Below are 22,252 nucleotides of genomic sequence, written 5' to 3'. Positions count from 1 at the left end.
CGCTTTCAACCATTTCACGCGTGGGGGAGCCCGCGGAGCAGAGGGAGCCGCCCGCGGTACGCAACCCGCGGCCACCCGCCGCCCGACCGAACTCTGCCTCCCCTGCGAATGACCCGTCAGGGGCTTGAGCACCTCCCGGTGCCCCGGTGGCTCTGCCCGCAGAGGAGGAGGGCGGTGGACGCCGGTCCACCGCCCTCCTCGACGCCGAAACCACGGTGCAATGTCCACGGGCAAGCTCAGGAAAGGAGCGCTTGCCAGGTTGCCGGGCCGACGACGCCGTCGGCTTCGAGCCGCCAGGCTGCCTGGTAGGCGACGACCGCAGTGCGGGTCGCCGCTGCGAAGATGCCGTCGACTGCCAGCGTCGAGCCGTGGCTGTCGAGCAGGTGCTGGACCGCCTTCACGGCAGGCCCGCTGGAACCGGACCGCACCGTCAGGACGAGAGCTTGCCAGGTCTTCGGTCCGATGATGCCGTCCGCGGAGAGCCCCGCCGACTGCTGGAAGGCTGTGACGGCCTCCCGGGTCGCGGGCCCGAATGCGCCGTCCGGATCCAGGGCCGCGCCTCGAGCGTTGAGCAGGTACTGGGCCGCGGCCACCTGCGGGCCGCGCTTGCCCTGGGCGATCAGGGGCCAGCCGGCGGTCGGGGGCGGGGTGTAGGAGCCCTCGGCGAAGGAGCGGAGATCCTGGAGCGATCCGTTGAAGACGTCCTGATCGCCGGGGAAGGGCCCGGCTTCCGCGGTCTGCCACAGTGCGTAGGAGGACCAGCCGGACGGCAGGGGATGGGCGGTGCCGTTGTGGTTCGCGACCCACAGAGGCAGCGTGGTGCCGAACATCCGGGAGTCGCCGGTGCACTGGGACCACCATGGAGCGTTGGTGTACAGGGCCGGGTACCGGCCCGTCCGCTCCCGGTACCGGTCGGCGAAGGCGCGGATCCAGTCGACCATGGCAGCCGGGGTCAGCCCGTAGCAGGCCGGGACGCCGGCCCCGGGATATCCCTCGATGTCGAGTGCGCCCGGCAGCGTCCGCCCGTCCGCCCTCCATTGCCCGCCACCGGCAAGGAAGGCGTCCGCCTGGGCGTCGCCGCCGGAGGTGTCGGGCCGGGCGAAGTGGTAGGCGCCGCGCACCAGCCCGGCATCGGCAGCACCCCCGTATTGCCGTGCGAAGAACTCGTTGCGGTACGTCAGGCCCTCTGTCGCCTTCACATAGACGAACGAGGCACCCGCCGAAACGACGGCGGACCAGTCCACCACCCCTTGATGCCCGCTGACATCGAGCCCCCGCACCGCCGCCCGCACCGCGGGCACCGGTCCGGGTGCCGGCTCGGGCAGACCCGATCCGGCGCGATGGCTCTCCTGAAGACCTGCGGCGCGAGCCATGGGTCTATCGGCCCGCGCCACATGAGGCTGCATGAGGACGGCCATGACGGCCGGCAGAAAGAGCATGAGCAGGGCGGCCGGTCGGCGCGCTGCCACGCGCCAGGCCCATGTCGACGACTTCATACGGACGGCTCCTCAGACGAGCCCGTTCCCCCGCGGCTGACGACCCCGGCGCCGGGCTGTGCCGGTTCCGGCGGCTGGATGCGCTGCGCCACGGCGGCCCGGGCCACCGGTTCCCTCGCTGTTGTCCGGGCGGTGTGCCCGGAGTCGGCATGACTGTGGCGAATCGAACGAACGCCGCCAACGGAGGGCGGATCCCAGGGCACGACGAGGGACACGCACGCCATGACCTGCGGAGGCACCCGGTCCCATGAGGTGGCCGTGGGACGGGGCGGGCCCCTGGACTCTCGGGGCGAGGCCACGAAGGGCGGCCTGCCGGAGCCCGGGGCGGCCCATGCGATCACGACGGACGCCATGAACCTGGTGACGGAGGTCAAACGGATCAGGCATCGACCTGCGGATCCCCGCCCCGGCGACCGGTGGCACACCTGGGGGATAATGAGCCAATGCGTTCCTGCCCGAGGCCCCTTCGATGAGCACCCGACTGAGACTGCTGCGCAAGCAGAACAGGCTGAGTCTGGAAGCCCTCGCCCAGCAGGCCGGGGTGACCAAGAGCTACCTGTCCAAGGTGGAGCGCGGCCTGAGCGTGCCCTCCATCTCCACGGCGATGAAACTGGCCCGCGTGCTGGGTGTGGACGTTGGCCGGCTCTTCGCCGAGGAGGTCGAACCCGAGTTGATCACCGTCGTACGGGCCGGCGAGCGCACCCCTGTGGCGGCGGCACCGGGGGCCGCCGGTGCCACGCACTACGAGGGCATCGCCACGGGCGTGAGCGGCAAGGCCATGGCCCCCTTCATGATGCGCCCGCCGCTCGAAGCCGACGACACGTCGTTCAAGTCCCACGCGGGGGAGGAGTTCCTCTTCGTCCACGAGGGCGAGATGGAGCTGGTCTTCCCCGACCGCAGTGTGCTGCTCGGGCCCGGCGACAGCGTGTACTTCAAGGCCGAGGTGCCCCACCGCTCGCGGAGCGTGGGCGAGCGGCGCGCCGCGGTGCTCGTCGTCATCCACGACGAACCGTGCGCGGCAACCGGCGCGGCGACCGGCGCGGCGACCTCGTCCACGACCTCCTGAGGTCGCGACTCACCCCGCAGGTACAGCCGGTGTCCCACCTCTGCCCTGCGCCGACCTCACTGCCTCCGCCGCCTGCAGCGACTCCATGATCTGCGCCAGCCGCCGGGTCTGCTGCGCCTCCAGCGGCAGCAGGGGCCTGCGCGGGTCCCCGGCGTCGAAGCCGCGCAGGGCCATGCCCGCCTTGACGGTGGCGGGCAGCCCGCCCGCGAGGAGGAACTGCAGCAGCGGCAGCTGGCGGTGGAACACCTCCTGCGCTGCGGCGAGATCCCCGGCGCGCACCGCCCGGTACAGCTCCAGCACCGGTCCCGGCGCCAGGCAGGGCGCCGCGGTGCACCAGCCGGCCGCACCCGCCGCGAAGGCTGCCAGCGCCAGGGGGTTGGAGCCGTTGTAGAAGGGCAGCCGGCCGTCCGAGAGCTGGGCGATCCGGTGCATGCGCTGCACGTCGCCGCTGCTCTCCTTGACCATGGTGACGTTCTCGAACTTCTCCCACAGCCCCACCAGGAATTCGGGGGACAGGTCGGTGCCGCTGGTCGCCGGGTTGTTGTAGACCATCACCGGTACGCCGACGGCCGCGCAGATGCGCGCGTAGTGCTCGGTGATCTCGCGCTCGCCGAGCTTCCAGTACGACACCGGCAGCACCATCACCGCGCTCGCGCCCGCCCGTTCGGCGAAGCGGGCCCGCCGAACGGCGCCCTCCGTGGTCAGATCGGAGATGCCCACGACGACCGGTACGCGCCCGCCGACCGCTTCGAGCGAGGCCCGGGCCACCGTGCGCCACTCCTCGTCGTCCAGGTACGCGCTCTCTCCCGTGCTGCCCAGCGGGGCTACGGCATGGCAGCCGGACGTCACCAGCCGATCGACCAGCGAGCTCACAGCGGCGGTGTCGACCGACCCGTGCTCACGGTCGAAGGGTGTGACCGGGTAGGCGATGATGCCCTGCAGGTCGGTGGGAGTCATCTTCAGGCACCGGCCTTCGCGCCGGCAGCCGTCAGGCAGTCGGGATGGGAGCGCAGCGCGCGGCGGGCGTAGTAGGCGAAGGACGCCTGGTCACGCTTGGGCACCGACACCCAGTCGTGGGCCTCCCGGGCGAGCGCCGCCGGCAGCTCCCGTACCGTACCCGCGGCCGAGGCGAGCAACTGCAGCCGCGCCGCCCGCTCCAGGAGCAGAGCCAGCACGCACGCCTCCTCCACGGTGCGCCCGGTGACGAGCATGCCGTGATGGGCCATCAGCAGCGTGCGCTTGTCGCCCAGGGCGGCCGAGATGATCTCGCCTTCCTCGTTCCCCACGGGAATGCCGGGCCAGTTCTCCAAAAAGGCGCAGTCCTCGAAAAGCGGAGTGGTGTCCATGTGCGAGACGACCAGAGGTGTTTCCAGCATGGACAGGGCCGAGACGTGCAAAGGATGTGTGTGGATGATGCAATTGACGTCCGGCCGGGCGCGGTAGACCCAGCTGTGGAAGCGATTGGCGGGATTGGCCATGCCGATGCCCTCAAGGACGTCGAGGTCTTCGTCGACCAGCAGCAGATTGTCCTCGGCCACTTCGTCGAAGCCCAGCCCGAGCCGCTGCGTCCAGTACGTGCCGGGCTGCTCGGCCCGTGTGGTGATCTGCCCGGCCAGTCCGGAGTCGTGTCCTGCGTCGAAGAGGATCCGGCAGGTCAGCGCGAGCTTCTGACGGGGTGTCCAGTCGGTGTCGGGAATCGTCTCGCGCATGCGGCGGTGGGCGAGAGCAACGAGTTCGGATTTTGCGGTGGCGAGGGTGTCGGCCATGGGGAACGTCCTTCCGGAGCCCAGCAGGAAACGTGAGTTCACTATAGGACACCTTGTGTCCTCAGGGTCAACCTTTTCGGGAACGGCCGCCTGGAGCGGCATCGAGCCGTTGCGCGCCGGAGGGCTCCGATGTCACCGACTTCCGCAGCTCAGCGCGGGTTTCCCTACGGACTCGGGACGAAGGAAACCGGGAAACCCCTCGACTGCCGCGACCGCGGCGGCTGAACTGCTTGCATGCAGCGGTACACCCGGCACCACCCGAGGGGAGCCGCATGAGAACACGTCGAGGTGAGGGAATCCCATGCTTGTGCGGCCCACTGCCCTGTGCCCCTCGTCATCCCTGCCGGCCGGCGTCGTGGCGCCGGCTCGGAGCCGCCGGAAGAACCGCCGGGCGGGCTCGCGCCGGCGTCGCATGCGGCGCTTGTGGCTGTCGTTCGCTCCCGTCCGGCCGGCGGTCTGCAGCTGCCGGGGGCCCGGGCGGCGCCGCTGTCCGGCGTGGGGTCCTTGGGCGTGAGCGCGCCGGCTCCGCCGCCCGGGGCTCGACCCATGCCTCCCGGAACATGACGCCATGACGATATTGATCTTAGACAGGGCGACTCGGCAGCCATAGCGTCGAGTTGTTCGCACATGAAGATCACCGTGGGGAGCACACATCATGGTCAGCAGCAGTCCACAATCCGCTGCCGGGCATCGGAGCGGGCGGGGGAAACTGCGGGGAATGCGCATCACACGGGCGGCGCTCACGAGGTTCGTCGCCGTATCGCTGACCGCCGCTGCGGTCGGCGTCTGCACCATCGACGGAGCGGATGCCGATACCCCGAAGAAGAGCCCTGTCGAGGTCCTCGACCTCAAGGTCCGCAACGATCAGTACGCGGCCACCGACCTCGGCCCGGCAGGGCCGAGCCTGGGGGACATGGACGTCTACTCCGGCAGCGTCGTCAGGGACGGCCGCACGATCGGACGCGGCGGCGGGACATGTCAGGTCGTTCATGTCGACGGCGCGAAACTCACGAAGCAGTGCCTGCTCACCGTGGAACTCGAGGGTGGCTCCCTGACGATGCAGTCGCTCGGGGTGAGCGGAGAGAAAACGCTCGACATGGCCATCACCGGCGGCACCGGCGCCTACCGCGACGCGCGGGGTTCTGCCCGGTACTGGGACATCGCCACGCCCAACGAGAGGCTGCGGGCCGAAATCCTGCACTGACGGCAGCAGCGACCGGGGAGCGGGACTACCTGGTCGCCCCGTGCGGCGCTGTCGTTCGAGGCGCCCGAGGGCCGAGCGCCGAGCGTCGCAGCACGGGAGCACCGGAGCACCGGAGCACCGGAGCACCGGAGCACCGAGCGCCGGCGGCTACCGCCAGCGCCGGCGGCCGCGCAGATAGTCGCTGGTGGCGTACAGCCAGCGCGCGTACGCCCGGGTCACCAGGGGGCCGGGCACCAGGCGGTCGTAGCGCGGCGGGTGGTAGCGGTAGGTGTACTCGGTGGCGGCCAGCCGGGCGATGGGGGAGACCCTCCGGGAGCGGAGGTGTTCGTAGCGGCGCAGCGCCGCGGTGAGGTTCGCCGGCCGGTGGGCGAGCAGGCGGGCGAGCACCCAGGCGTCCTCCAGCGCCTGGTTGGCGCCCTGGGCGACGATGGGCGGCATCGTGTGGGCCGCGTCGCCGAGCAGGGTCGAGCGCTCGGTGCCCCAGACCCGGCGCACCCGATGGGTGTGGTGCGGGAACATCTCGATCTCCGCCTCCCGCAGGCCCTCCAGCACGGCCGGCACCGGCGCCGCCCAGTGGGCGAAGCGCTCGCGCAGCCGGGGCAGGGCGGGTACGTCGGGCGCGCCGGGGCGCCACGGGAAGCTGAACCACCACTGCACGGTGTCCGGCCCGGCGGGCAGCAGTCCGCAGAAGCCGGCCCGGCCGTTGATCATGAGCCCCTGGTGCGGACCGGTGATCCGGCAGCGATGATCCGCAAGGCCCTGCCAGGTCGCCCAGCCGGCCGGCACGGTCGGGTCCTGGCCCCACAAGTGCCGCCGCACCGCGGAATGGTGGCCGTCGGCTCCGATCAGCAGGTCGCCCTCGGCCGTGCCGCCGTCGGCGAGGACGGCCTGGACGCCGGAGCCGCCCTCCTTGGCCCGCACGAACCGGCGCCCGTACGCGATGGTGCCCTCCGGCAGGCCGTCGGCGAGGCGGGCGAGCAGGTCGCGGCGCGGTGCGGTGATGCTGGGGTGGCCCAGCCGGCGGGCCGCATGCCCGACGTCGATGGCGTAGAGGGGTTCCCCGGCGTCGGTCCGGGTCTGCAGCCGGTCGATGCGTGCGCCCAGCCCGTCGGTGCGGACCCCGAGCGCGCGCAGGATGCCGACTCCTCCGCTCCAGACAGTGATCGCCGAGCCGGTGGTGCGCGGGCTCGGCGCCTGCTCCAGCACGGTTACGTGGTGGCCTGCCGCGAGCGCTCCCCGGGCGAGCGCCAGACCGCCGATTCCCGCACCAACTACCAGCAACCGCATGGAAGATGACCCCCCAGTTGTGAAGACGCCGACGGGTGGGAGCGGTGCGGTACCAGTGCTTTTATAGTACGAACGCGAGCTCCGGAGTGTCACGTCCCACCCGTTACTGGCCTGCAGTCCAGATACCGAGGGTTACTATCGTGCGCACTGATCTGAAGGCGGCCGTCTCCCGCGGAGTGGACCACCTGCTGTCGATCCAGGAACCGCAGGGCTGGTGGTCCCGCTGCCCGGACGCCAACGTGATGGTCGACGCGGTCGACCTCTTCATCCGCGAGCTGCTGGGCGTGCGCGACGAGCGCATCCTCGCGGCCACCGCCCGCTGGATCCGCTCCCGGCAACTGCCCGACGCCGGTTGGGGCCTGTACCCCGGCGGCCCCGGCGACCTGTCCACCACCGTGGAGGCCTACCTCGCCCTGCGGCTGGCCGGGGACGGCCCCGAGGAACCGCACATGGCGGCCGCGGCCCGCTTCGTCCGCGCCCGGGGCGGCGCCGAACGCTGCCGGCTGGAAGCACACCTGTGGCTCGCCCTGTTCGGCCAGGAGGACTGGCAGGCCGTGCCCACCGTGCTCACCGAGGCCGTCCTGCTGCCGCCGCGCGCCCCGCTCTCGCTGTACCGGCTGTCCACCTGGGCCCGGCTGACGATGGTGCCGCTCGGCCTGGTCCACCGCTCCCGGCCCTGCCACGACCCGGGCTTCCGCACGGACGAACTGCGCACCGGCCGCCCCGCCCCGACCGCGCTGCCGCGGGCCCTCCGGTCGATGGACCGGGCCATCGGCTGGTACAACGAGCATGCGCTCGGCCTGCCGCGCCGCCGGGCGGTCGAGCGCGCCGTCCGGTGGATCACCGACCGCCAGGAGGCGGACGGCGCCTGGCTGGCCTGCAACGTGGCCTCGGTGTTCTGCCTGCTCGGCCTGCACGCCGCGGGCCTGGGCGCCGAGCACCCCGCGATACGCGCCGGACTGCGCGGGCTGGACGGCTTCGCCGTCTGGCAGGAGAGCGCCGACGGCCCCGTCCGCCGGATGAACTGCATGCCCACGCCGGTCTGGGACACCGCCCTGTGCGTGAGCGCACTCACCGACGCCGGCCTCGGCGCCGACCACCCCGCGCTGCTGCGAGCCGCCCGTTGGCTCGCCGGCCAGGAGGTCACCAGGCACGGCGACTGGGCCGTGGCCAGGCCCGGACGAGCCGCCGGCGGCTGGTCGGTCGGCTTCGCCGAAGAAGCCTTCCCCGACTGCGACGACACCGCAGTCGTCATCGAGGCGCTCTCCCGGGTGACGGCGCCCGACCCCGCCGAGGCCGCCCGGCTGCGCGGCGCCACCGTCCGCGGCACGTCCTGGCTGCTGGCCATGCAGTCCTCGGACGGCGGCTGGGCCGCCTACGACGCGGACAACACCTCCTGGATCGCCTCCCGCCTCAGCACCCTCGACTTCACCGAACTGAACGACCGGCCCTGCCCGGACATCACCGCGCACGCCCTGGAGAGCCTGGCCCGCCAGGGCCTGGCGGCCGACCCCAGGGCCCGGTCCGCCGTGCGGTGGCTGGTACGCCACCAGGGCGCGGACGGCTCCTGGTTCGGCCGGTGGGGCGCCAACCACCTCTACGGCACGGGAGCGGCGGTCACCGCCCTGCTGAGCGCCGGCATCCCGCCGCACAGCCCACCGGTGCGGCGCGCGGTCGACTGGCTGACGGACCACCAGAACGGCGACGGAGGCTGGGGCGAGAGCCTGCGCTCGTACGACGACCCGGCCTGGTGCGGCCGCGGGCCGTCCACCCCCAGCCAGACCTCCTGGGCGCTGCTCGCCCTGCACGCGGCCGGCCTGCCGGCCGACGACGACCGGGTCGACCGGGGGCTGGCATGGCTGGTCGAGGCCCAGCGGGAGGACGGCGGCTGGGACGAGGAACCGTTCACCGGCACCGTCCTGCCGCGGCAGTTCTACATGAGCTATCCCCTGTACCGCCACCTCTTCCCCGTCATGGCGCTCGGGCGCTACCAGCGCTGACGCCGCGCCCCCGCCACCGGCGCCGTCCCACCCCGCCCCCGGCGCCGGCCCCGAGCCGGCGCCGCCCCCGGCCACCGGCGACGACCAGGAACGGAGTCCTGTGAGGAAGCCCGAAGTCAAGGCCAACGACCTGACCCAGTACGACGACCTCGCCGACCAGTGGTGGGATCCGCGCGGCCCCTTCGCCGCGCTCGGCTGGATCGCGGCCAAGCGCGGCGAGCTCGTCCCCCCGGCCGACCGGCCCGGCGCCCGGCTGGTCGACGTCGCCTGCGGCGGCGGACTGCTCCACCCGCACCTGGCCGGCAAGGGCTACCGGCACATCGGCGTGGACCAGTCCAAGCGCTCGCTGGAGGTGGCCGCCGCCCACGGAGTCGACGAGACGGTCCTGGCCGACGTGGCCACGCTGCCGTTCGAGGACGACAGCGTGGACGTCGTGGTCGCCGGCCAGTGCCTGGAACACGTCCCGGACCCCTACGCCGTGGTCGCCGAGTGCTGCCGGATCCTGCGCCCGGGCGGGACCCTGCTGCTCGACACCATCGCCGACACCTTCCTGGCCCGGATCCTCATCGTCACACTGACCGAGAACCTTCCGCTGCCCGGGATGGCCCCCAAGGGCTGCCACGACCACCGGCTCTTCGTCAACCGCCTGCGCCTGGCCCAGACCGCCGCGCTCGGCGGCGTCGAACTGCGCCTGTACGGGCTGTGGCCGCAGGCCCGCGCGCTCATCCCGTGGTTCTTCAAGCTCCGCTCGACGGTCCCCATGGTCCCCACCCGCTCCACCAACGTGATGTTCCAGGCGATCGGCACCAAGCGCCTGCCGGCCCCGGCAGGCGCACGGTGACGGCAGGGTCCGCGGCGGCGTCCGGCCGGATACGACCGGGCCCACGGGCCTGGCTGGTGGCCGCCGGACCGCCGCTGGTCCTGGTCATCGTGCTGCAGGGCCTGTACGCGGTGGCCGCCGCCCGCCAGGTCCATCCGCTGGAGCCCTGGAAGGTGGCGCTGACCCTGCTCGTCCTGGTACCCGACTGCGTCGGCCGGCGCTACGTCAACGACTACGAGGACTACGTGCGCGGCCTGGACAGGACGGACCGGGTCCGCCCCGAGAGCGCCCTCGCGCAGGGCCTGGACATGCACCGGCTGCGGCTGGCCGGACTCGGCTGCTTCGCTCTCGCCTGGGCCGGTCTCGCCGTGCTCGCCGCCACCACCACCTGGTGGCTCCTGCCCCTGATCGCCCTGTGCTACCTCGCCTACTTCGGCTACGCGGGCGGCCCGCGGCCGCTGGGCCACCGGGCGCTGGGCGAGCTGCTGGACTTCGTGGTCACCGGCTTCGGCGTCACCCTGATCCTCGCCTGGCTGAACGCGGGCCGCATCGACGCCACCCTGCTGCTCGCGGCCCTGGGCCCGGGATTCCTGTTCGCCGCGCTGATGCTCCACAACAACGCCCGTGACACGGAGAAGGACGCCGCGGTCGGCAAGACGACCCTGCCGCACGTGGTCAGCCCGACGGTGACCAAGCTGCTGTACGGCGGCTGCCTGGCCGGCTTCTACCTGGTCGACGCCGCACTGGCCCGGCGCCTGCACGCGGCCGGCCTGCTACTGCCGCTGCTCACGCTGCCGTGGGCCGCCGTGCTGGCCGGCGCGGTCGCCCGGTCCCGGATCGGCCCGTCGATGATCTCCTGGGCCTGGCTGTACTACCTGATGATCGCCGACTTCGTCCTCTTCGCGACGGGAGCGTGGATCTAAAGATGCCCCCTGCCGGAAGCGGCCCCGCCCCGGGCCCCGACTTCCCCCGGCTCGCCGGCGACCTCTCGCGCGTGCGCGACCGCGTCGTCAAGGAGCTGACGCTGGACGACCCGCCGATCGAGGACGCACTGCAGCACCTGGTCCGCCACCCGGGGAAGTTCCTGCGCCCCGCCCTGGTGCTCGGCGCCGCCGACCTGGTCGGCGGCGGCGCCCCGGCCAGTGAGCAGGTCATCACGGCGGGCGCGGCGGTCGAACTGCTCCACCTCGCCACCCTCTGCCACGACGACCTGTGCGACCGGGCCGCAGTCCGCCGCGGCGTACCCACCCTCAACGCGCGCTACGGCGACAGCGCCGCCCTGGTCCTCGGCGACTACCTGCTCGCCTCCGCCCTCAAACTCGCCGCCGCACTGGGCCCGGAGGCGGCCTCGGCCGCCACACACTGCGCCCGGCGGATCTGCATCGGGCAGCTCGTCGAGCTCCGCGAGAGCGGCGACCACCACCGCACCGTCCCCGGCTACCTCGCCGCCGTCTCCGGCAAGACCGCCGAACTCCTCTCCTTCAGCGCACGCCTGGGCGCCATCGCGGCCGGCGCCGACGAAGGCCGCCGACGGGCCCTGGCCGCCTTCGGGCACCACCTCGGCGTCGCCTTCCAGATCTGGAACGACCTCGGCGACCTCACCGCACCGGGCGAAGGCGCCGGCCGGGACCTCGGCAACGGCACCTACACCCTGCCCGTCCTCTACGGCCTGCAGACGGCCGGCGACCGGCTGCGCCCGCTGCTGTCCGCTCCCTTCCGGGACGACACGCCCGCCGAAGTGCTCACCGTCCTGCGCGACTGCGGCGCCCTGGAACGCGCCGCCGCGACGGCGGACGGCCGGCTGCGGACCGCCTTCGAGTGCTTGGAGGCCGCCGACCTGCCCCGGCCCGACGGTGCAACAGCGCTGCGCCGGATGCTGGCCGGTCTCCTGCCCGAGGTGGCGCGGCTGCTCGGCACCCCGCCCGGCACCCCTCGACCCGCGGAGGCGGCGGGATGAGTGCTGCGGAGATTCCCCGGCTCGCGCCCGCCGAGGTGCTGCGGTTCGCCGCCGACCCGTTCACCGGCATGCTGCGCGCCCAGCGCATCCACGGCGACGTGGTGGAGGTCGGCTACGGCCGTCAGCGCTCGACCTTCCTCTTCGGGCCGGAGGCCAACTCCTTCGTCTTCGCCAATCCCCAGCTGTTCTCCTGGCGCGACTCCTTCGAGGTGATGCTGCCGGTACTCGGCGAGAGCGCCCTGCTGGTGAGCGACGGCGAGGGCCACCGCAGACGCCGCCACCTGGTGCTGCCCGCCTTCCACCGCCGCCGCATCGAGGACTACGTCCGCCTCATGGCCCGCAACGCCGCCGCGACCATGGACCGTTGGGAGACCGGCCGGCGCGTGGACCTCTACCGCGAACTGCGCGCGCTGATCCGCCGCAACACCGTCGAGTCGCTCTACGGCTCCCGGCTGGCCGCCCAGAACGACGCCATCGGCGCCCGGCTGCAGATCGCCCTCGACGCCACGGACCTGCCCCTGGGCCTGCAGCTCTTCCTCACCCGCATCCCCAACCCGCTCACCGCCCGGGCCAAACGGGCCCGCCGCTGGGTCGCCGAGCGCATCCAGACCGAGATCGAACACCGGCGCCGCCACCCGGAACCGGACGGCGACGGCCTCGGCGCGCTGCTCGCGGCCGCGGACGGCGAGCGCTGCCCGCTCGACGACGGCGAGATCCAGGATCAGGTGATCAGCCTGATCGTGGCCGGCTACGAGACGACGAGTGCCGCCATGGCCTGGGTGGTGCATGCCGCGCTGAGCACCCCCGGAACCTGGGAGCGGGCCCGGCAGTCCGTCACGGAGGTGCTGGGCGATGCGCCGGTGACCGTGGAGGCGCTGGAGAAACTCCCGTACGTGGACGGCGTGGTGCAGGAGGCGCTGCGCCTCCACCCGCCCGTGGTCGTCCTGCCGCGCGTGACGGCCCAGGACGTCGCATTCGCCGGCCACCGGCTGCCGGCCGGCACCCGGCTGGCGATCAGCCCGTACGTGACGCACCGGATGCCCCGCATCTGGCCCGAGCCCTCCCGGTTCGTCCCCGAGCGGTGGTTCAGCGGCCACCGGCTGCACCGGGAGGTGACCCCGGCCGGCTTCCTGCCCTTCGGCGGCGGCCGCCATCGCTGCATCGGCGCACCGTTCGCCACCGCCGAACTCAAGACCATCCTCGTGGAACTGCTCCGGCGGACCGACCTGACACCCTCCGCCCCGGTGACCCCGGTCAGCATCATGGCCATGCGCCCCCGCCGGGGAGTCCCCGTCGTGGTGCGCCGACGAAAGGCAGGCTCGCACGCATGAGGATCACCATCGTGGGCGGGGGCATCGCCGGGCTGACCAGTGCCCTGAGCCTGCACGCCGCCGGCTTCGAGCCACGGGTGTGCGAGGCGGCGCGGGCCATCGAGGCGGTCGGCGTGGGCATCAACCTGCTGCCCCACGCCACCCGGGAACTGGCCGAACTCGGCCTGGCCGACGCCCTGGACGCCGTCGCGCTGCAACCGCGGCGGCTGAGCTACCACGACCGGGACGGCGTGCCCGTGTGGCAGGAGCCGCTCGGCGTCGACGCCGGCTACCACTGGCCGCAGTACTCGGTCCACCGCGGCCGCCTGCACCTGCTGCTGCTCGCCGCCGTACGCGAGCGCCTGGGCCCGGACGCCGTCCGCACCGGCCTGCGGTTCCGGCGCTTCGAGCAGACCGCGGACGGCGTGCGGGCCCACTTCCTGGACCGGGCGAGCGGCACCCGGGTGACCGAGGAGTGCGACCTGCTGGTCGGCTCCGACGGCATCGACTCCGCCGTCCGCGCCCAACTCCACCCGCACGAGGGGCCCTCCCACGGCAACGGCGTGCACATGTGGCGCGGCGTCGCGCCGTACCCGCACATCCTCGGCGGCCGCTCGATCGTCGTCGCCGGCGGCAGCCCCGGCGCCAAGTTCGTCGCCTACCCCATCGAGGACCCCGCGACCGAGGGCGGCGACGCCCTGATGAACTGGGTCCTGGAGGTACGGCACGCCCCACCCGCCGCCCCGCCGGACCGCTCGCACCGCCGCGTCCCGGTGGCGGAGGCCCTCGCCGGCCTGGCGGGCTGGCACCTGCCCTGGATCGACCTGCCCACCCTGGTCGGGAACTCCTCGGCGATCTTCGAGTACCCGATGCTCGACCGCGACCCGCTGCCCCGCTGGAGCTTCGGCCGGGTCACCCTGCTGGGCGACGCCGCGCACCCCATGTTCCCGATGGGGATGAACGGCGGATCGCAGTCCGTCGTCGACGCCCGCGTCCTGGCCTGGTGCCTGACCCGCGAGCACGATCCGGTGACCGCACTGCGCCGCTACGACGGGCTGCGCCGCCCGAGGACCAACGCCGTCGTGCTGGGCAACCGGGCCCTGGGACCGGAGGAGATCATCGCCCGGGCCGCGGAACACGGCGGCCCGCTGCCCGCCGACCAGGCCGAAGCCATTGCGCACGCCTACAAGAAGCTGGCCCAGGCCACGGTGTCCCAGGTGAACTCCCACCCCTCATGGACGGCCACCCGCGAAGGCGCCGACCGGACCGGCTGAGGACTGCCGGGTGGTTGCCCCGACGAAATAACAGCGTTATTGTTGAATAACAGCGTTATTCGCCGAGGGGGAGCCATGCACAGCACTGCCATCAGGACCACGAACACCACCCGGACCACCGTCCAACTGGCCGTCCTGGACGACCACGTCGAGACCCGGGTCCAGGCCGAACTCGCCGTCGACGACGACGGCGCGAACAGCCGTATCCGGCTCGCCTTCCCGGACGTCGAGCGCGCGCTGGGCTTCACGCGCAAGCCGCAGGGCTGGTGCCGCGGCGACCTGTGCATTCCCGCGGCTGCCACCGCCGGCATCGAGGACGCGGACGCCGCCATGCTGGACGTCACCGCCTTCGCCGCCCTCCTGGGCCGGCCGGTGGCGATCGAGCCGGATGCAGGGGTCGTGGCGATCGGCGCGTCGGCCGCCGAGCGCTCGGCGGTCCTCACCGGCGGTACGGCCCCCGATTTCACGCTGCCGGACGTCAACGGCGTCGAGCACCGGCTGAGCGACCTGCGCGGACGCAAGGTGGCGCTCGTCTTCTGGGCCTCCTGGTGCGGCTGCCGCTACGACCTGCCGGAGTGGGAACGCCGGCATGCCGCGCTGACCGCCGACGGCTTGTCCGTGCTGAGCATCGCCGTCGACCGCCGCATCGAGGACGCGGCGCCCTGGATCGCCGAAGCCGCGCCGACGCACCATGCGTTGATCGATGTCGACGGCAAGGTCGCGGACCTCTACCAGCTGCTCAACGTCCCGACCGTGGTCTGGATCGACGAGGAAGGCCGCATCGCACGCCCCAACGACACCCAGTTCGCGACCGACCTCTTCCGCTCCATGAGCGGCCTGGACGCACACAAGGCGCTCGGCGCCCTGCACCGCTGGGTGACGACCGGCGACTCCGGCCTCGATGACAACGCGGTCGCCGAACTGACCCGCCCCGGCACGCCGCAACAGCAACGCGCCCGCACGGAGGCCACCCTGGCGCTGTGGCTGCTGCGCCACGGCCACACCGAGGCGGCCGAAGCGCATTTCGCACAAGCAGCGGAGCTCGCACCGGAGGACGTCACGACGTGGCGCAGCGCCATGCCGCTGCTCGGGGTGGACCCGATGGGCGACGCGTACTTCGCCCGGCGCGCCGCGCTGGAGGAAGCCGGCGTACCGATCTACCGACCGCTGCCGGACTGGCAGTAGCACCCCTCCAGGAGAAGACGTCCCCATGCCCGCCACCTCACCGACCGGTGCCTTCGCCCGGGCCCAGGCCCAGGGCGAGGCGGCCGTGCGCGCCGCCGTGCTCGACATCGCCGCCGGCCTGCTGGCCGCCGAAGGCCCGGCCGCGCTCAGCATGCGCCGCATGGCAGCGGTCGCCGGCTGCTCGACCACCGTCCTTTACCGCCTCTTCGGCGCCAAGGACGGCATCGCAGCAGCGCTCTACCGCGAAGGCTTCGCCCGGCTGCGCCGCCGCCTGGACGCCGTGCCCCGCGGCGACGACCCGGCCGAGTACCTCGCCGCTCTCGGTCGCGCCTACCGCGCCAACGCCCTGGAGGAACCCAACTTCTACAGCATCATGCATGGCGAGGCCATCCCCGGCTTCGTCCCCGACGAGGACTCCCGCGCCGCGGCCACCGCCAGCCTGGACGTGCTCCGCGCAGCCGCCCGCGACTGCATCGAGTCCGGCGTCTTCCGCAGCGATGCGGACGCCGACGAAATCACCGACACCCTCTGGGCGGCGGCCCACGGTGTGATCAGCCTCGAACGCGGCGGACACTTCCCCGGCGCGCTGGGAGAAGCACGGTTCCGAACGCTGACCCGGGCAGCGGTGGAGGCATTCCTCCCCTGACCAGCAGACCGCCGACGCCAACCCGTCCCGGCCATCCCGTCGCCGGCCTAGGGGGCGGTTGCAGGGCGCTACACTCCCACCGCAACCGGGGGGAACGATGGCGCTGAACAAGAAGGGGTCCCGGCGCATCACTGTTGACGGGATCGAGTACCGCTGGCGGATCCGCAGGAAGCCCACCTACATGCAGGGGCTCTGCTGGACACCGTTGACCTACGCGGTCGAGGCGGTCCTCGACAACCGGTCGGGGACGACCTTGATCGTGACCAGCAACCGGGCTCATCCCGGCAACTGGGTGGGCGCCGAGGCGGATCCGATTCTGCCGGCCCACGTTGTTGCCAGTATTCGAGAAGCCCGAGAGCAAGGCTGGGAACCAACCCGAGCCGGTTCCCCTTTCCGGCTCGACCGATCCGCGGGGTTCATCGCTCATCCCTGAGACGTCCGGAGCGACCTCACGCGGCCTTGCAGCCCTGGGGCCACATCGCTGGACGATCGTCACCATCCGGAGCCGGCAGCTACCGCCTTCTGGCCGAGATCGCCTTCGTGCGTGCCCGCAGCGGGATCACCACACTGGCCATGTGACACGAGCGTAGCCAAACGCACGCGCGTTGCCTCGCCCCGCCAACTCGTTGGAGGTCCTCCGTGCCCATCCGTGGCCGACGACACCCCGTGGACAGCCGGCAGCAACAAGACCTGCGCGACGACGCGTTATTGCGCACCCTCGGCTACAAGCCGGTGCTCACCCGGCGCATGGGCCCGTTCGGCAACTTCGCCATCAGCTTCTCCGTGATTTCCGTCCTGTCCGGCTGCATGACGCTCTACGGCTTCGGGCTGAACACGGGCGGCCCCGCGGTCATGGTGTGGGGCTGGGTCGTCGTCGGCGCCATGGTCATGTTCGTCGGCGCAGGCCTGGCCGAGGTCACCAGCGCATACCCCACCTCCGGCGCCCTGTACTACATGGCCGATCAGCTCGGCTCGAAGAAATGGGGCTGGTACACCGGCTGGCTCAACCTGCTCGGCCTGCTGGGAGCCATCGCCGGCATCGACTACGGAGCCGCCCTGTTCACCGGCGCGTTCGCCAACCTCCAATGGGGCTTCCAGCCGACCCCCGCCACAACCATGACCATCTACCTGTGCATCCTTCTCCTGCACGGCCTGCTCAACCTCTTCGGCGTCCGCCTCGTGAGCATCCTCAACTCCCTCAGCGTCTGGTGGCACCTCACCGGCGTCGCCGTCATCGTCGGCGTCCTGTGGGCGGTACCCGCACACCACCAGCCGGCCTCCTTCGTCTTCGGCACCTTCGTCAACGACACCGGCTGGAGCTCCCACTGGTACGTCGTCCTCATCGGCCTGCTCCTGGCCCAGTACACCTTCAGCGGCTACGACGCCTCCGCACACCTCTCGGAAGAGACCACCGGCGCACAAGTCAACGCCGCCCGCGGCATCGTCCACGCCATCGCCTGGTCCTGGCTCGCCGGCGGCATCCTGCTCACCGGCCTCACCTTCGCCATCCAGGACTACGCCGGCACCCAGACCACCGGCACCGGCGTACCACCCGCGCAGATCTTCCTCGACGCTCTCGGCACCGGCGGCGCGAAGGCCCTGCTCCTGATCGTGATCACCGCGCAGCTCTTCTGCGGCAACGCCGCAGTTGCCGCATGCTCCCGCATGGTCTTCGCCTTCTCCCGCGACGGCGCCCTGCCAGGATCACGCCGGTGGCGCCAGGTCTCCGACCGCACCCGCACACCCGTCCACGCCGTATGGCTCTCCGTCGCCGTCGCCGCCGTCCTCGCGGCCCCCTCCCTGTACAGCTCCACCGCCTACGGCGCGGTCACCGCCATCAACGTCATCGGCATCACCCCCGCCTACGCCATCCCCATCTACCTGCGCCTGCGCAACCGGCGTACCTTCCGTCCCGGCCCATGGACCCTCGGCACATGGGGCCCGATCATCGGCTGGGTGGCCGTGCTCTGGGTGGCCTTCGTGACCGTGCTCTTCCTCCTGCCCCAGACCTACCCCGTCACGGTCGACACCTTCAACTACGCCCCCGTCGCCCTGGCTGCAGTCCTGCTGCTGGCCACCATCTGGTGGCACACAGCCGGCCGACGCTCCTACGACACCCCCACCCACGACACCGCCCGCGAGACCGCCGAACTCGAGGAAGAGACCGTCTGAGGACCGGCCGCTTGTCCCACTACTGCGCCACCGGCCTCACCGGCCTGTCCCGCAACACCTTTCACGGCTGAATCGGCATCTTCCCTGGCGGTCAGGAGTACGGTCTGATGTGGGGTCGGGAACGATGACGGGGGTGCGGATGACGGGCGTGGAGATCGCGGTCGGCTATGTGTTGGCCTGGATGGTCGGTAAGGCGAAGCGGGTGGCCGGCCGGGCCGATGAAGAGGTCGATCGTGCGCTCGACACCGCGATGGACGAGCTCCACAGCCTGGTCGGCAGCAGGCTCGGCGACGATCCGGCACTGCGCCGACTCGCCGAGGAAGCGGAGCGGGACGAGGTCGGTGACCGCACCCGGCAGCGGGTGCGACTCGCGCTGGAGGACGCCGTCGAGGAGGATCCCGGCTTCGGCGAGGCGTTGAGCCGTGCGGTGGAGCAGGTGCAGACCCTCAGCGATGCCTCCCGCGCGTCCCGCGCGCCCGGTGGGGTGTCGGCGGCGGACGGCGGGCTGGCCATCGGCGGGAACCTGCACGTCGGAGCCGACAACGGGTCCTTCGCGGCCGGCATGGTTCAAGGGGATGTGACGCTGGGAAACCCTTCCCGGCCGGGTCCGCAGGGCCGCTGAGCGAACCCGGAGACGGCACGAGCACGAGCGCGTCGGTACACCGCATCACCAGTGTCTTCGCCGACCGGGGCGGCGTCGCGTTCGGCTACGTCGGGCAGGTCCACCACCACGCCGCGCCCCGCACACCGGCTACCTGGCCACATCAGAGCGGCGTGATCCCGGCCCGCGCCCAGTCCTTCCAGAACCGCGCCGAAGCCGGCCACCTGCGCGCAGCGGTCGACTCCGGGGGCACCGCGGTCCTCAGCCAGGTGCTGGCCGGGACCGGCGGCGTGGGCAAGACCCAGCTGGCCGCCGACTACGCTCGCACCGCCTGGGAGAGCGGCAGCGTGGACGTGCTGGTGTGGATCAGCGCGACCAGCCGTCAGGCGATCGTGGCCGGATACGCCCAGGCCGCCATCGAGATACTCGCGACCGACCCCAGCGACCCGGAGCTGGCCGCACGCGCGTTCCTGGCCTGGCTGGAGCCCAAGCGCGGGCAGGAGCCGTGCCGGTGGCTGGTGGTCCTGGACGACCTCGCCGACCCGGCCGACCTGCGCGGCCTGTGGCCGCCCGGCGGGCACGGCCGCACCCTGGTCACCACCCGCCGTCGTGAGGCCGCCCTCAGCGGGCAGAGCCGACGGCTCGTCCACATCGGCATGTTCACGCCAGGGGAGGCGCGCGCCTACCTCACCGCCGTACTCGCCGCCCACGGCCGTACCGATCCCGCGCAGGACATCGGCGCCCTGGCCGACGACCTCGGACACCTGCCCCTCGCGCTCGCCCAGGCCGCCGCCTACCTCATCGACACCGCCGTCACTTGCGCTCGCTACCGTCGTCTGCTGGCCGACCGGCTCAGGAAACTGGCCGACCTGCTCCCCGACTCCAGCGCCCTGCCCGACGACCAGAGCGCCACCGTGGCGGCCACCTGGTCCCTGTCCATCGAACACGCCGACCGGCTCCGCCCCGCCGGCCTGGCCCGCCCCATGCTCCAACTCGCCGCGACGCTCGACCCCAACGGCATCCCCACCGAGGTCCTGACCGGCCGACCCGCCCTCACCCACCTCACCCGCCATCGCACCCACCTCACCCGGCAACCGGCCCCCGCGACGAGCGAGGACGCTGCAGGCGCGCTGCACGCCCTGCACCGGCTCAGCCTGGTCACCTACGAGCCGGGCCGGCCCGTTCAGGTCCACGGGCTGGTGCAGCGCAGTGTGCGCGAGCAGCTTCCGCCGGACCTGCTGGCCCGGACCGTCCGGACGGCGGCCGACGCTCTGCTCCAGGCATGGCCGAAGACGGACGGTGACTTCGCCACCGGCCAGCGGCTCCGCGCCAACGCCGAGGCGCTGCGATCCCATGACGAGCACCTGCTGTGGTCGGAGCACGATGTGCACGAGGTCCTGCTCCGGATCGGCCAGAGCCTCGCCCGTGCGGGGTTCTACCAGGCATCGGACGACCACTACCGGCAGCTCGCGGCCACCTCCGCGCACAAGTACGGCGCCGGCCACCCCCGAACCCTCACCTGCCGCAGCAACTCCCTCCGTTTCCTGAAGTTCACCGCACGCCCCGAAGAGGCCGTGGCGGCGTACACGGAGCTGGCCGCGGACAGCGCCCGCCTGGCGGGTCCGGACGCCCTCACCACTCTCGACGCCCGCGGCGAACGTGCCGCCGCCCGCGCCGGCGGGGGCGACCTGGCCGGTGCGCTGGCCGACTACGAAGAACTGCTCGCCGACCACCGGCGCATCCACGGCCCGCACGATCGCCTCACTCTCTCGGTCCGCTCCCGGATCGCCTCCCTGCACGGTGACAAGGGAGACGCGCCGCGCGCCGCCGCGCTGTACACGGAGCTGCTCGGCGACTGCCGGACGTACCTCGGCCCCCTCGACGACATGACCCTGGACGTACGCATCGAGCTCGCGCGCCTGGAGGGTCAGGCGGGCGACCCTGCCGGGGCTCGCGAGCGATGCGAAGAGCTGCTGGAGGAGCACCTGGCGGCGTTCGGCCGTGACGACCACCGCACCCTGGTGGTGCGGCAAGAACTGGCCGAGTGGCGTGCCGCCGCCGGAGACCCGGCCGGAGCCGCCGCCGACCTCGCGGACCTGATCGACGACGCCGTACGGATCCTGGGCGCCCATCACTTCGACGTTTCCCGTGCCCGCTTCTGCCTGGGACTGCTGCGCGACAAGGCGGGCGACACCACCGCGGCACCGGCCGGCATGGATGAGGCGGCCCGCTTGCTGGAGCAGACATTCGGGCCCGATCACCCGCTGGTCATCAGCCACCGCGGCCTCCGTCGGACGTGGCAGCACGGTCTTGCGGAGAGCGATCCGGTCGCCGCCGCCGAGGCCCTGAAGGAGATGATCGCCACCCTGCGCGCAGTCTGGAGCCCCGACCATCCCCAGGTGCTGTTCCACCGTGGCATCCTCGTCAGTATCGAGGGCGTCATCGGCGACCCGGGCCGGGCAGCCGAGGAGTGCGCCGTGCTGCTCGCCGACTGCCGACGGGCTCTTGGCCCCGAGCACCCCCTCACCCTGGCGACCCGCACGCAACTGGCCGACTGGCGCGGCCAGGCAGGCGACCACTCCACGGCAGTCGCCGACCTCCGCGACCTGCTGGTGGACATGGCCCGGGTACTCGGCCCACACCACCCGGAGACGCTGAGCGCTCATGAGCTCCTTGCGGAGAAGCTGCACGCCATGGGCGACACTGCCGCGGCACTTACGGCATACGAGGACCTGATCACCGTGCGCAGCCGGATGCTGGGCCCGGACCACCCGGACACCCTCCGGCTGCGCAGCGCCCTTGCCGACTGCCGCTCCCACGACGCGGAGGCGGACACGATGCTCCCGGTCTATCAAGAGCTGATCGCCGACTCTACGCGCGCCCTGGGCTCCGACCATCCGCGTACGCTCGACCTGCGCGGCCGCCTTCTCGAGTGCCGGGCGGAGGCGGGCGACCCCGCCGGAGCGGCCGAGGAGTGCCGCGAGCTGATCCGCGACTACCAGCGCCTCATGCCGCCCGACCACGTCGAGACCCTTCCCGTCCGTGCCACCTATGCCAAACTGCTCGCGGACAGCGACGACTTCGCCGGGTCGGTCACCGCGTACGAAGACCTTCTGCCGGCGGCCCGGCGGCTGTGGGGCCCCGACCACTTCGGCTCGCTGATGCTCCGCGGCTGCCTGGCCGAGGCGCGGACCCGGCGCGACCGCACTCCGGCCGACGGCCTCGCCGCCTTCGCCGCGCTCGTCGACGACTGCCTACGCGTCCTGGGTCCCGACCACTACGTCACCGGGGCCACCCGAGCCTTCCGGGACGCCCTGCGCCGAAGCGGCTCGGCGCCCCCGTCCACCACGTACAGCAAGCTGCTGGACCAGCACGCGAAAGCCGAACGCTCCGGCCGCGCGATGCCCACCGCCGGGTGATGCCGTCTGCGAAGCGCGGCAGCCTGGAACGCGGTACTTCTCCCGTCTG

At 72.4% G+C, this 22,252-nt stretch carries 18 protein-coding genes; 14 read left to right on the top strand and 4 right to left on the bottom strand.

Annotated features, from left to right (window positions below):
* Positions 1–236: 236 nt before the first annotated feature.
* The gene (locus AC27L3_RS26475; RefSeq protein ID WP_487236576.1) at positions 237–1,496 is read right to left on the bottom strand and encodes a GH25 family lysozyme; all 1,260 of its coding nucleotides are present in this window, start codon (positions 1,494–1,496) and stop codon (positions 237–239) included.
* Positions 1,497–1,965: 469 nt separating this feature from the next.
* Here AC27L3_RS26475 and AC27L3_RS26470 point away from each other — a divergent pair, with 469 nt between their 5' ends.
* A complete protein-coding gene (locus tag AC27L3_RS26470; RefSeq protein ID WP_487236575.1) occupies positions 1,966–2,562 on the top strand; it encodes a helix-turn-helix domain-containing protein in 597 nt (198 codons plus the stop codon).
* Positions 2,563–2,571: 9 nt separating this feature from the next.
* On the opposite strand, the gene AC27L3_RS26465 is transcribed toward AC27L3_RS26470, so the two are convergent.
* Together AC27L3_RS26465 and AC27L3_RS26460 are read right to left on the bottom strand one after the other, a co-directional pair.
* A complete protein-coding gene (locus AC27L3_RS26465; protein WP_487236574.1) occupies positions 2,572–3,519 on the bottom strand; it encodes a dihydrodipicolinate synthase family protein in 948 nt (315 codons plus the stop codon).
* A gap of 2 nt (positions 3,520–3,521) precedes the next feature.
* Positions 3,522–4,370, bottom strand: a complete 849-nt coding sequence (locus AC27L3_RS26460) for an aldolase (protein WP_487236573.1) — start codon at positions 4,368–4,370, stop codon at positions 3,522–3,524.
* 676 nt (positions 4,371–5,046) lie between these two features.
* On the opposite strand from AC27L3_RS26460, the gene AC27L3_RS26455 reads away from it, so the two are divergent.
* Positions 5,047–5,532, top strand: a complete 486-nt coding sequence (locus tag AC27L3_RS26455) for an allene oxide cyclase barrel-like domain-containing protein (RefSeq protein WP_487236572.1) — start codon at positions 5,047–5,049, stop codon at positions 5,530–5,532.
* A 147-nt stretch (positions 5,533–5,679) separates the two neighbouring features.
* On the opposite strand, the gene AC27L3_RS26450 is transcribed toward AC27L3_RS26455, so the two are convergent.
* Positions 5,680–6,819, bottom strand: coding sequence for an FAD-dependent oxidoreductase (locus AC27L3_RS26450; protein ID WP_487236571.1), 1,140 nt, complete (start codon positions 6,817–6,819; stop codon positions 5,680–5,682).
* A gap of 140 nt (positions 6,820–6,959) precedes the next feature.
* Here AC27L3_RS26450 and shc point away from each other — a divergent pair, with 140 nt between their 5' ends.
* The 12 genes from shc to fxsT all read left to right on the top strand — a co-directional run bounded on the left by shc (position 6,960) and on the right by fxsT (position 22,203).
* Positions 6,960–8,819: a squalene--hopene cyclase gene (shc, locus tag AC27L3_RS26445; RefSeq protein WP_487236570.1), complete on the top strand. Its 1,860-nt coding sequence runs from the start codon at positions 6,960–6,962 to the stop codon at positions 8,817–8,819.
* 100 nt (positions 8,820–8,919) lie between these two features.
* Positions 8,920–9,660: a methyltransferase domain-containing protein gene (locus AC27L3_RS26440; RefSeq protein WP_487236569.1), complete on the top strand. Its 741-nt coding sequence runs from the start codon at positions 8,920–8,922 to the stop codon at positions 9,658–9,660.
* The gene (locus tag AC27L3_RS26435) at positions 9,657–10,562 is read left to right on the top strand and encodes a UbiA family prenyltransferase (protein WP_487236568.1); all 906 of its coding nucleotides are present in this window, start codon (positions 9,657–9,659) and stop codon (positions 10,560–10,562) included. Before AC27L3_RS26440 ends, AC27L3_RS26435 begins: the two co-directional genes overlap by 4 nt.
* 2 nt (positions 10,563–10,564) lie before the next feature.
* Positions 10,565–11,596: a polyprenyl synthetase family protein gene (locus tag AC27L3_RS26430; RefSeq protein ID WP_487236567.1), complete on the top strand. Its 1,032-nt coding sequence runs from the start codon at positions 10,565–10,567 to the stop codon at positions 11,594–11,596.
* The gene (locus tag AC27L3_RS26425) at positions 11,593–12,927 is read left to right on the top strand and encodes a cytochrome P450 (protein ID WP_487236566.1); all 1,335 of its coding nucleotides are present in this window, start codon (positions 11,593–11,595) and stop codon (positions 12,925–12,927) included. The genes AC27L3_RS26430 and AC27L3_RS26425 overlap by 4 nt, the downstream gene beginning before the upstream one ends.
* Positions 12,924–14,180, top strand: coding sequence for an FAD-dependent monooxygenase (locus AC27L3_RS26420; RefSeq protein WP_487236565.1), 1,257 nt, complete (start codon positions 12,924–12,926; stop codon positions 14,178–14,180). Before AC27L3_RS26425 ends, AC27L3_RS26420 begins: the two co-directional genes overlap by 4 nt.
* A 75-nt stretch (positions 14,181–14,255) precedes the next feature.
* A complete protein-coding gene (locus AC27L3_RS26415) occupies positions 14,256–15,365 on the top strand; it encodes a redoxin domain-containing protein (RefSeq protein ID WP_487236564.1) in 1,110 nt (369 codons plus the stop codon).
* A gap of 25 nt (positions 15,366–15,390) precedes the next feature.
* Entirely contained in the window at positions 15,391–16,011 is a 621-nt protein-coding gene (locus AC27L3_RS26410; RefSeq protein WP_487236563.1) for a TetR/AcrR family transcriptional regulator, read from the top strand.
* A 97-nt stretch (positions 16,012–16,108) separates the two neighbouring features.
* Positions 16,109–16,444: a hypothetical protein gene (locus tag AC27L3_RS26405; protein WP_487236562.1), complete on the top strand. Its 336-nt coding sequence runs from the start codon at positions 16,109–16,111 to the stop codon at positions 16,442–16,444.
* 233 nt (positions 16,445–16,677) lie between these two features.
* Positions 16,678–18,183, top strand: a complete 1,506-nt coding sequence (locus AC27L3_RS26400) for an amino acid permease (protein ID WP_487236605.1) — start codon at positions 16,678–16,680, stop codon at positions 18,181–18,183.
* Positions 18,184–18,331: 148 nt separating this feature from the next.
* The gene (locus AC27L3_RS26395; RefSeq protein WP_487236561.1) at positions 18,332–18,805 is read left to right on the top strand and encodes a hypothetical protein; all 474 of its coding nucleotides are present in this window, start codon (positions 18,332–18,334) and stop codon (positions 18,803–18,805) included.
* A 152-nt stretch (positions 18,806–18,957) separates the two neighbouring features.
* Complete coding sequence (fxsT, locus tag AC27L3_RS26390) at positions 18,958–22,203, top strand: FxSxx-COOH system tetratricopeptide repeat protein (RefSeq protein ID WP_487236560.1); 3,246 nt, start codon at positions 18,958–18,960, stop codon at positions 22,201–22,203.
* Positions 22,204–22,252 lie beyond the last annotated feature (49 nt).

The sequence above is a fragment of the Streptomyces sp. PKA51 genome, from assembly GCF_057552455.1.
Note: the sequence above shows the minus strand (reverse complement) of the source record. Positions and strands in the feature narration are given on the sequence as shown.

What these genes read in the sequence shown, in the direction of transcription:
- AC27L3_RS26475 (WP_487236576.1), bottom strand. Translation starts at nt 1,496, where the DNA reads ATGAAGTCGTCGACATGGGCCTGGCGCGTGGCAGCGCGCCGACCGGCC.
- AC27L3_RS26470 (WP_487236575.1), top strand. Translation starts at nt 1,966, where the DNA reads ATGAGCACCCGACTGAGACTGCTGCGCAAGCAGAACAGGCTGAGTCTG.
- AC27L3_RS26465 (WP_487236574.1), bottom strand. Translation starts at nt 3,519, where the DNA reads ATGACTCCCACCGACCTGCAGGGCATCATCGCCTACCCGGTCACACCC.
- AC27L3_RS26455 (WP_487236572.1), top strand. Translation starts at nt 5,047, where the DNA reads ATGCGCATCACACGGGCGGCGCTCACGAGGTTCGTCGCCGTATCGCTG.
- AC27L3_RS26450 (WP_487236571.1), bottom strand. Translation starts at nt 6,819, where the DNA reads ATGCGGTTGCTGGTAGTTGGTGCGGGAATCGGCGGTCTGGCGCTCGCC.
- AC27L3_RS26430 (WP_487236567.1), top strand. Translation starts at nt 10,565, where the DNA reads ATGCCCCCTGCCGGAAGCGGCCCCGCCCCGGGCCCCGACTTCCCCCGG.
- AC27L3_RS26425 (WP_487236566.1), top strand. Translation starts at nt 11,593, where the DNA reads ATGAGTGCTGCGGAGATTCCCCGGCTCGCGCCCGCCGAGGTGCTGCGG.
- AC27L3_RS26420 (WP_487236565.1), top strand. Translation starts at nt 12,924, where the DNA reads ATGAGGATCACCATCGTGGGCGGGGGCATCGCCGGGCTGACCAGTGCC.
- AC27L3_RS26415 (WP_487236564.1), top strand. Translation starts at nt 14,256, where the DNA reads ATGCACAGCACTGCCATCAGGACCACGAACACCACCCGGACCACCGTC.
- AC27L3_RS26410 (WP_487236563.1), top strand. Translation starts at nt 15,391, where the DNA reads ATGCCCGCCACCTCACCGACCGGTGCCTTCGCCCGGGCCCAGGCCCAG.
- AC27L3_RS26405 (WP_487236562.1), top strand. Translation starts at nt 16,109, where the DNA reads ATGGCGCTGAACAAGAAGGGGTCCCGGCGCATCACTGTTGACGGGATC.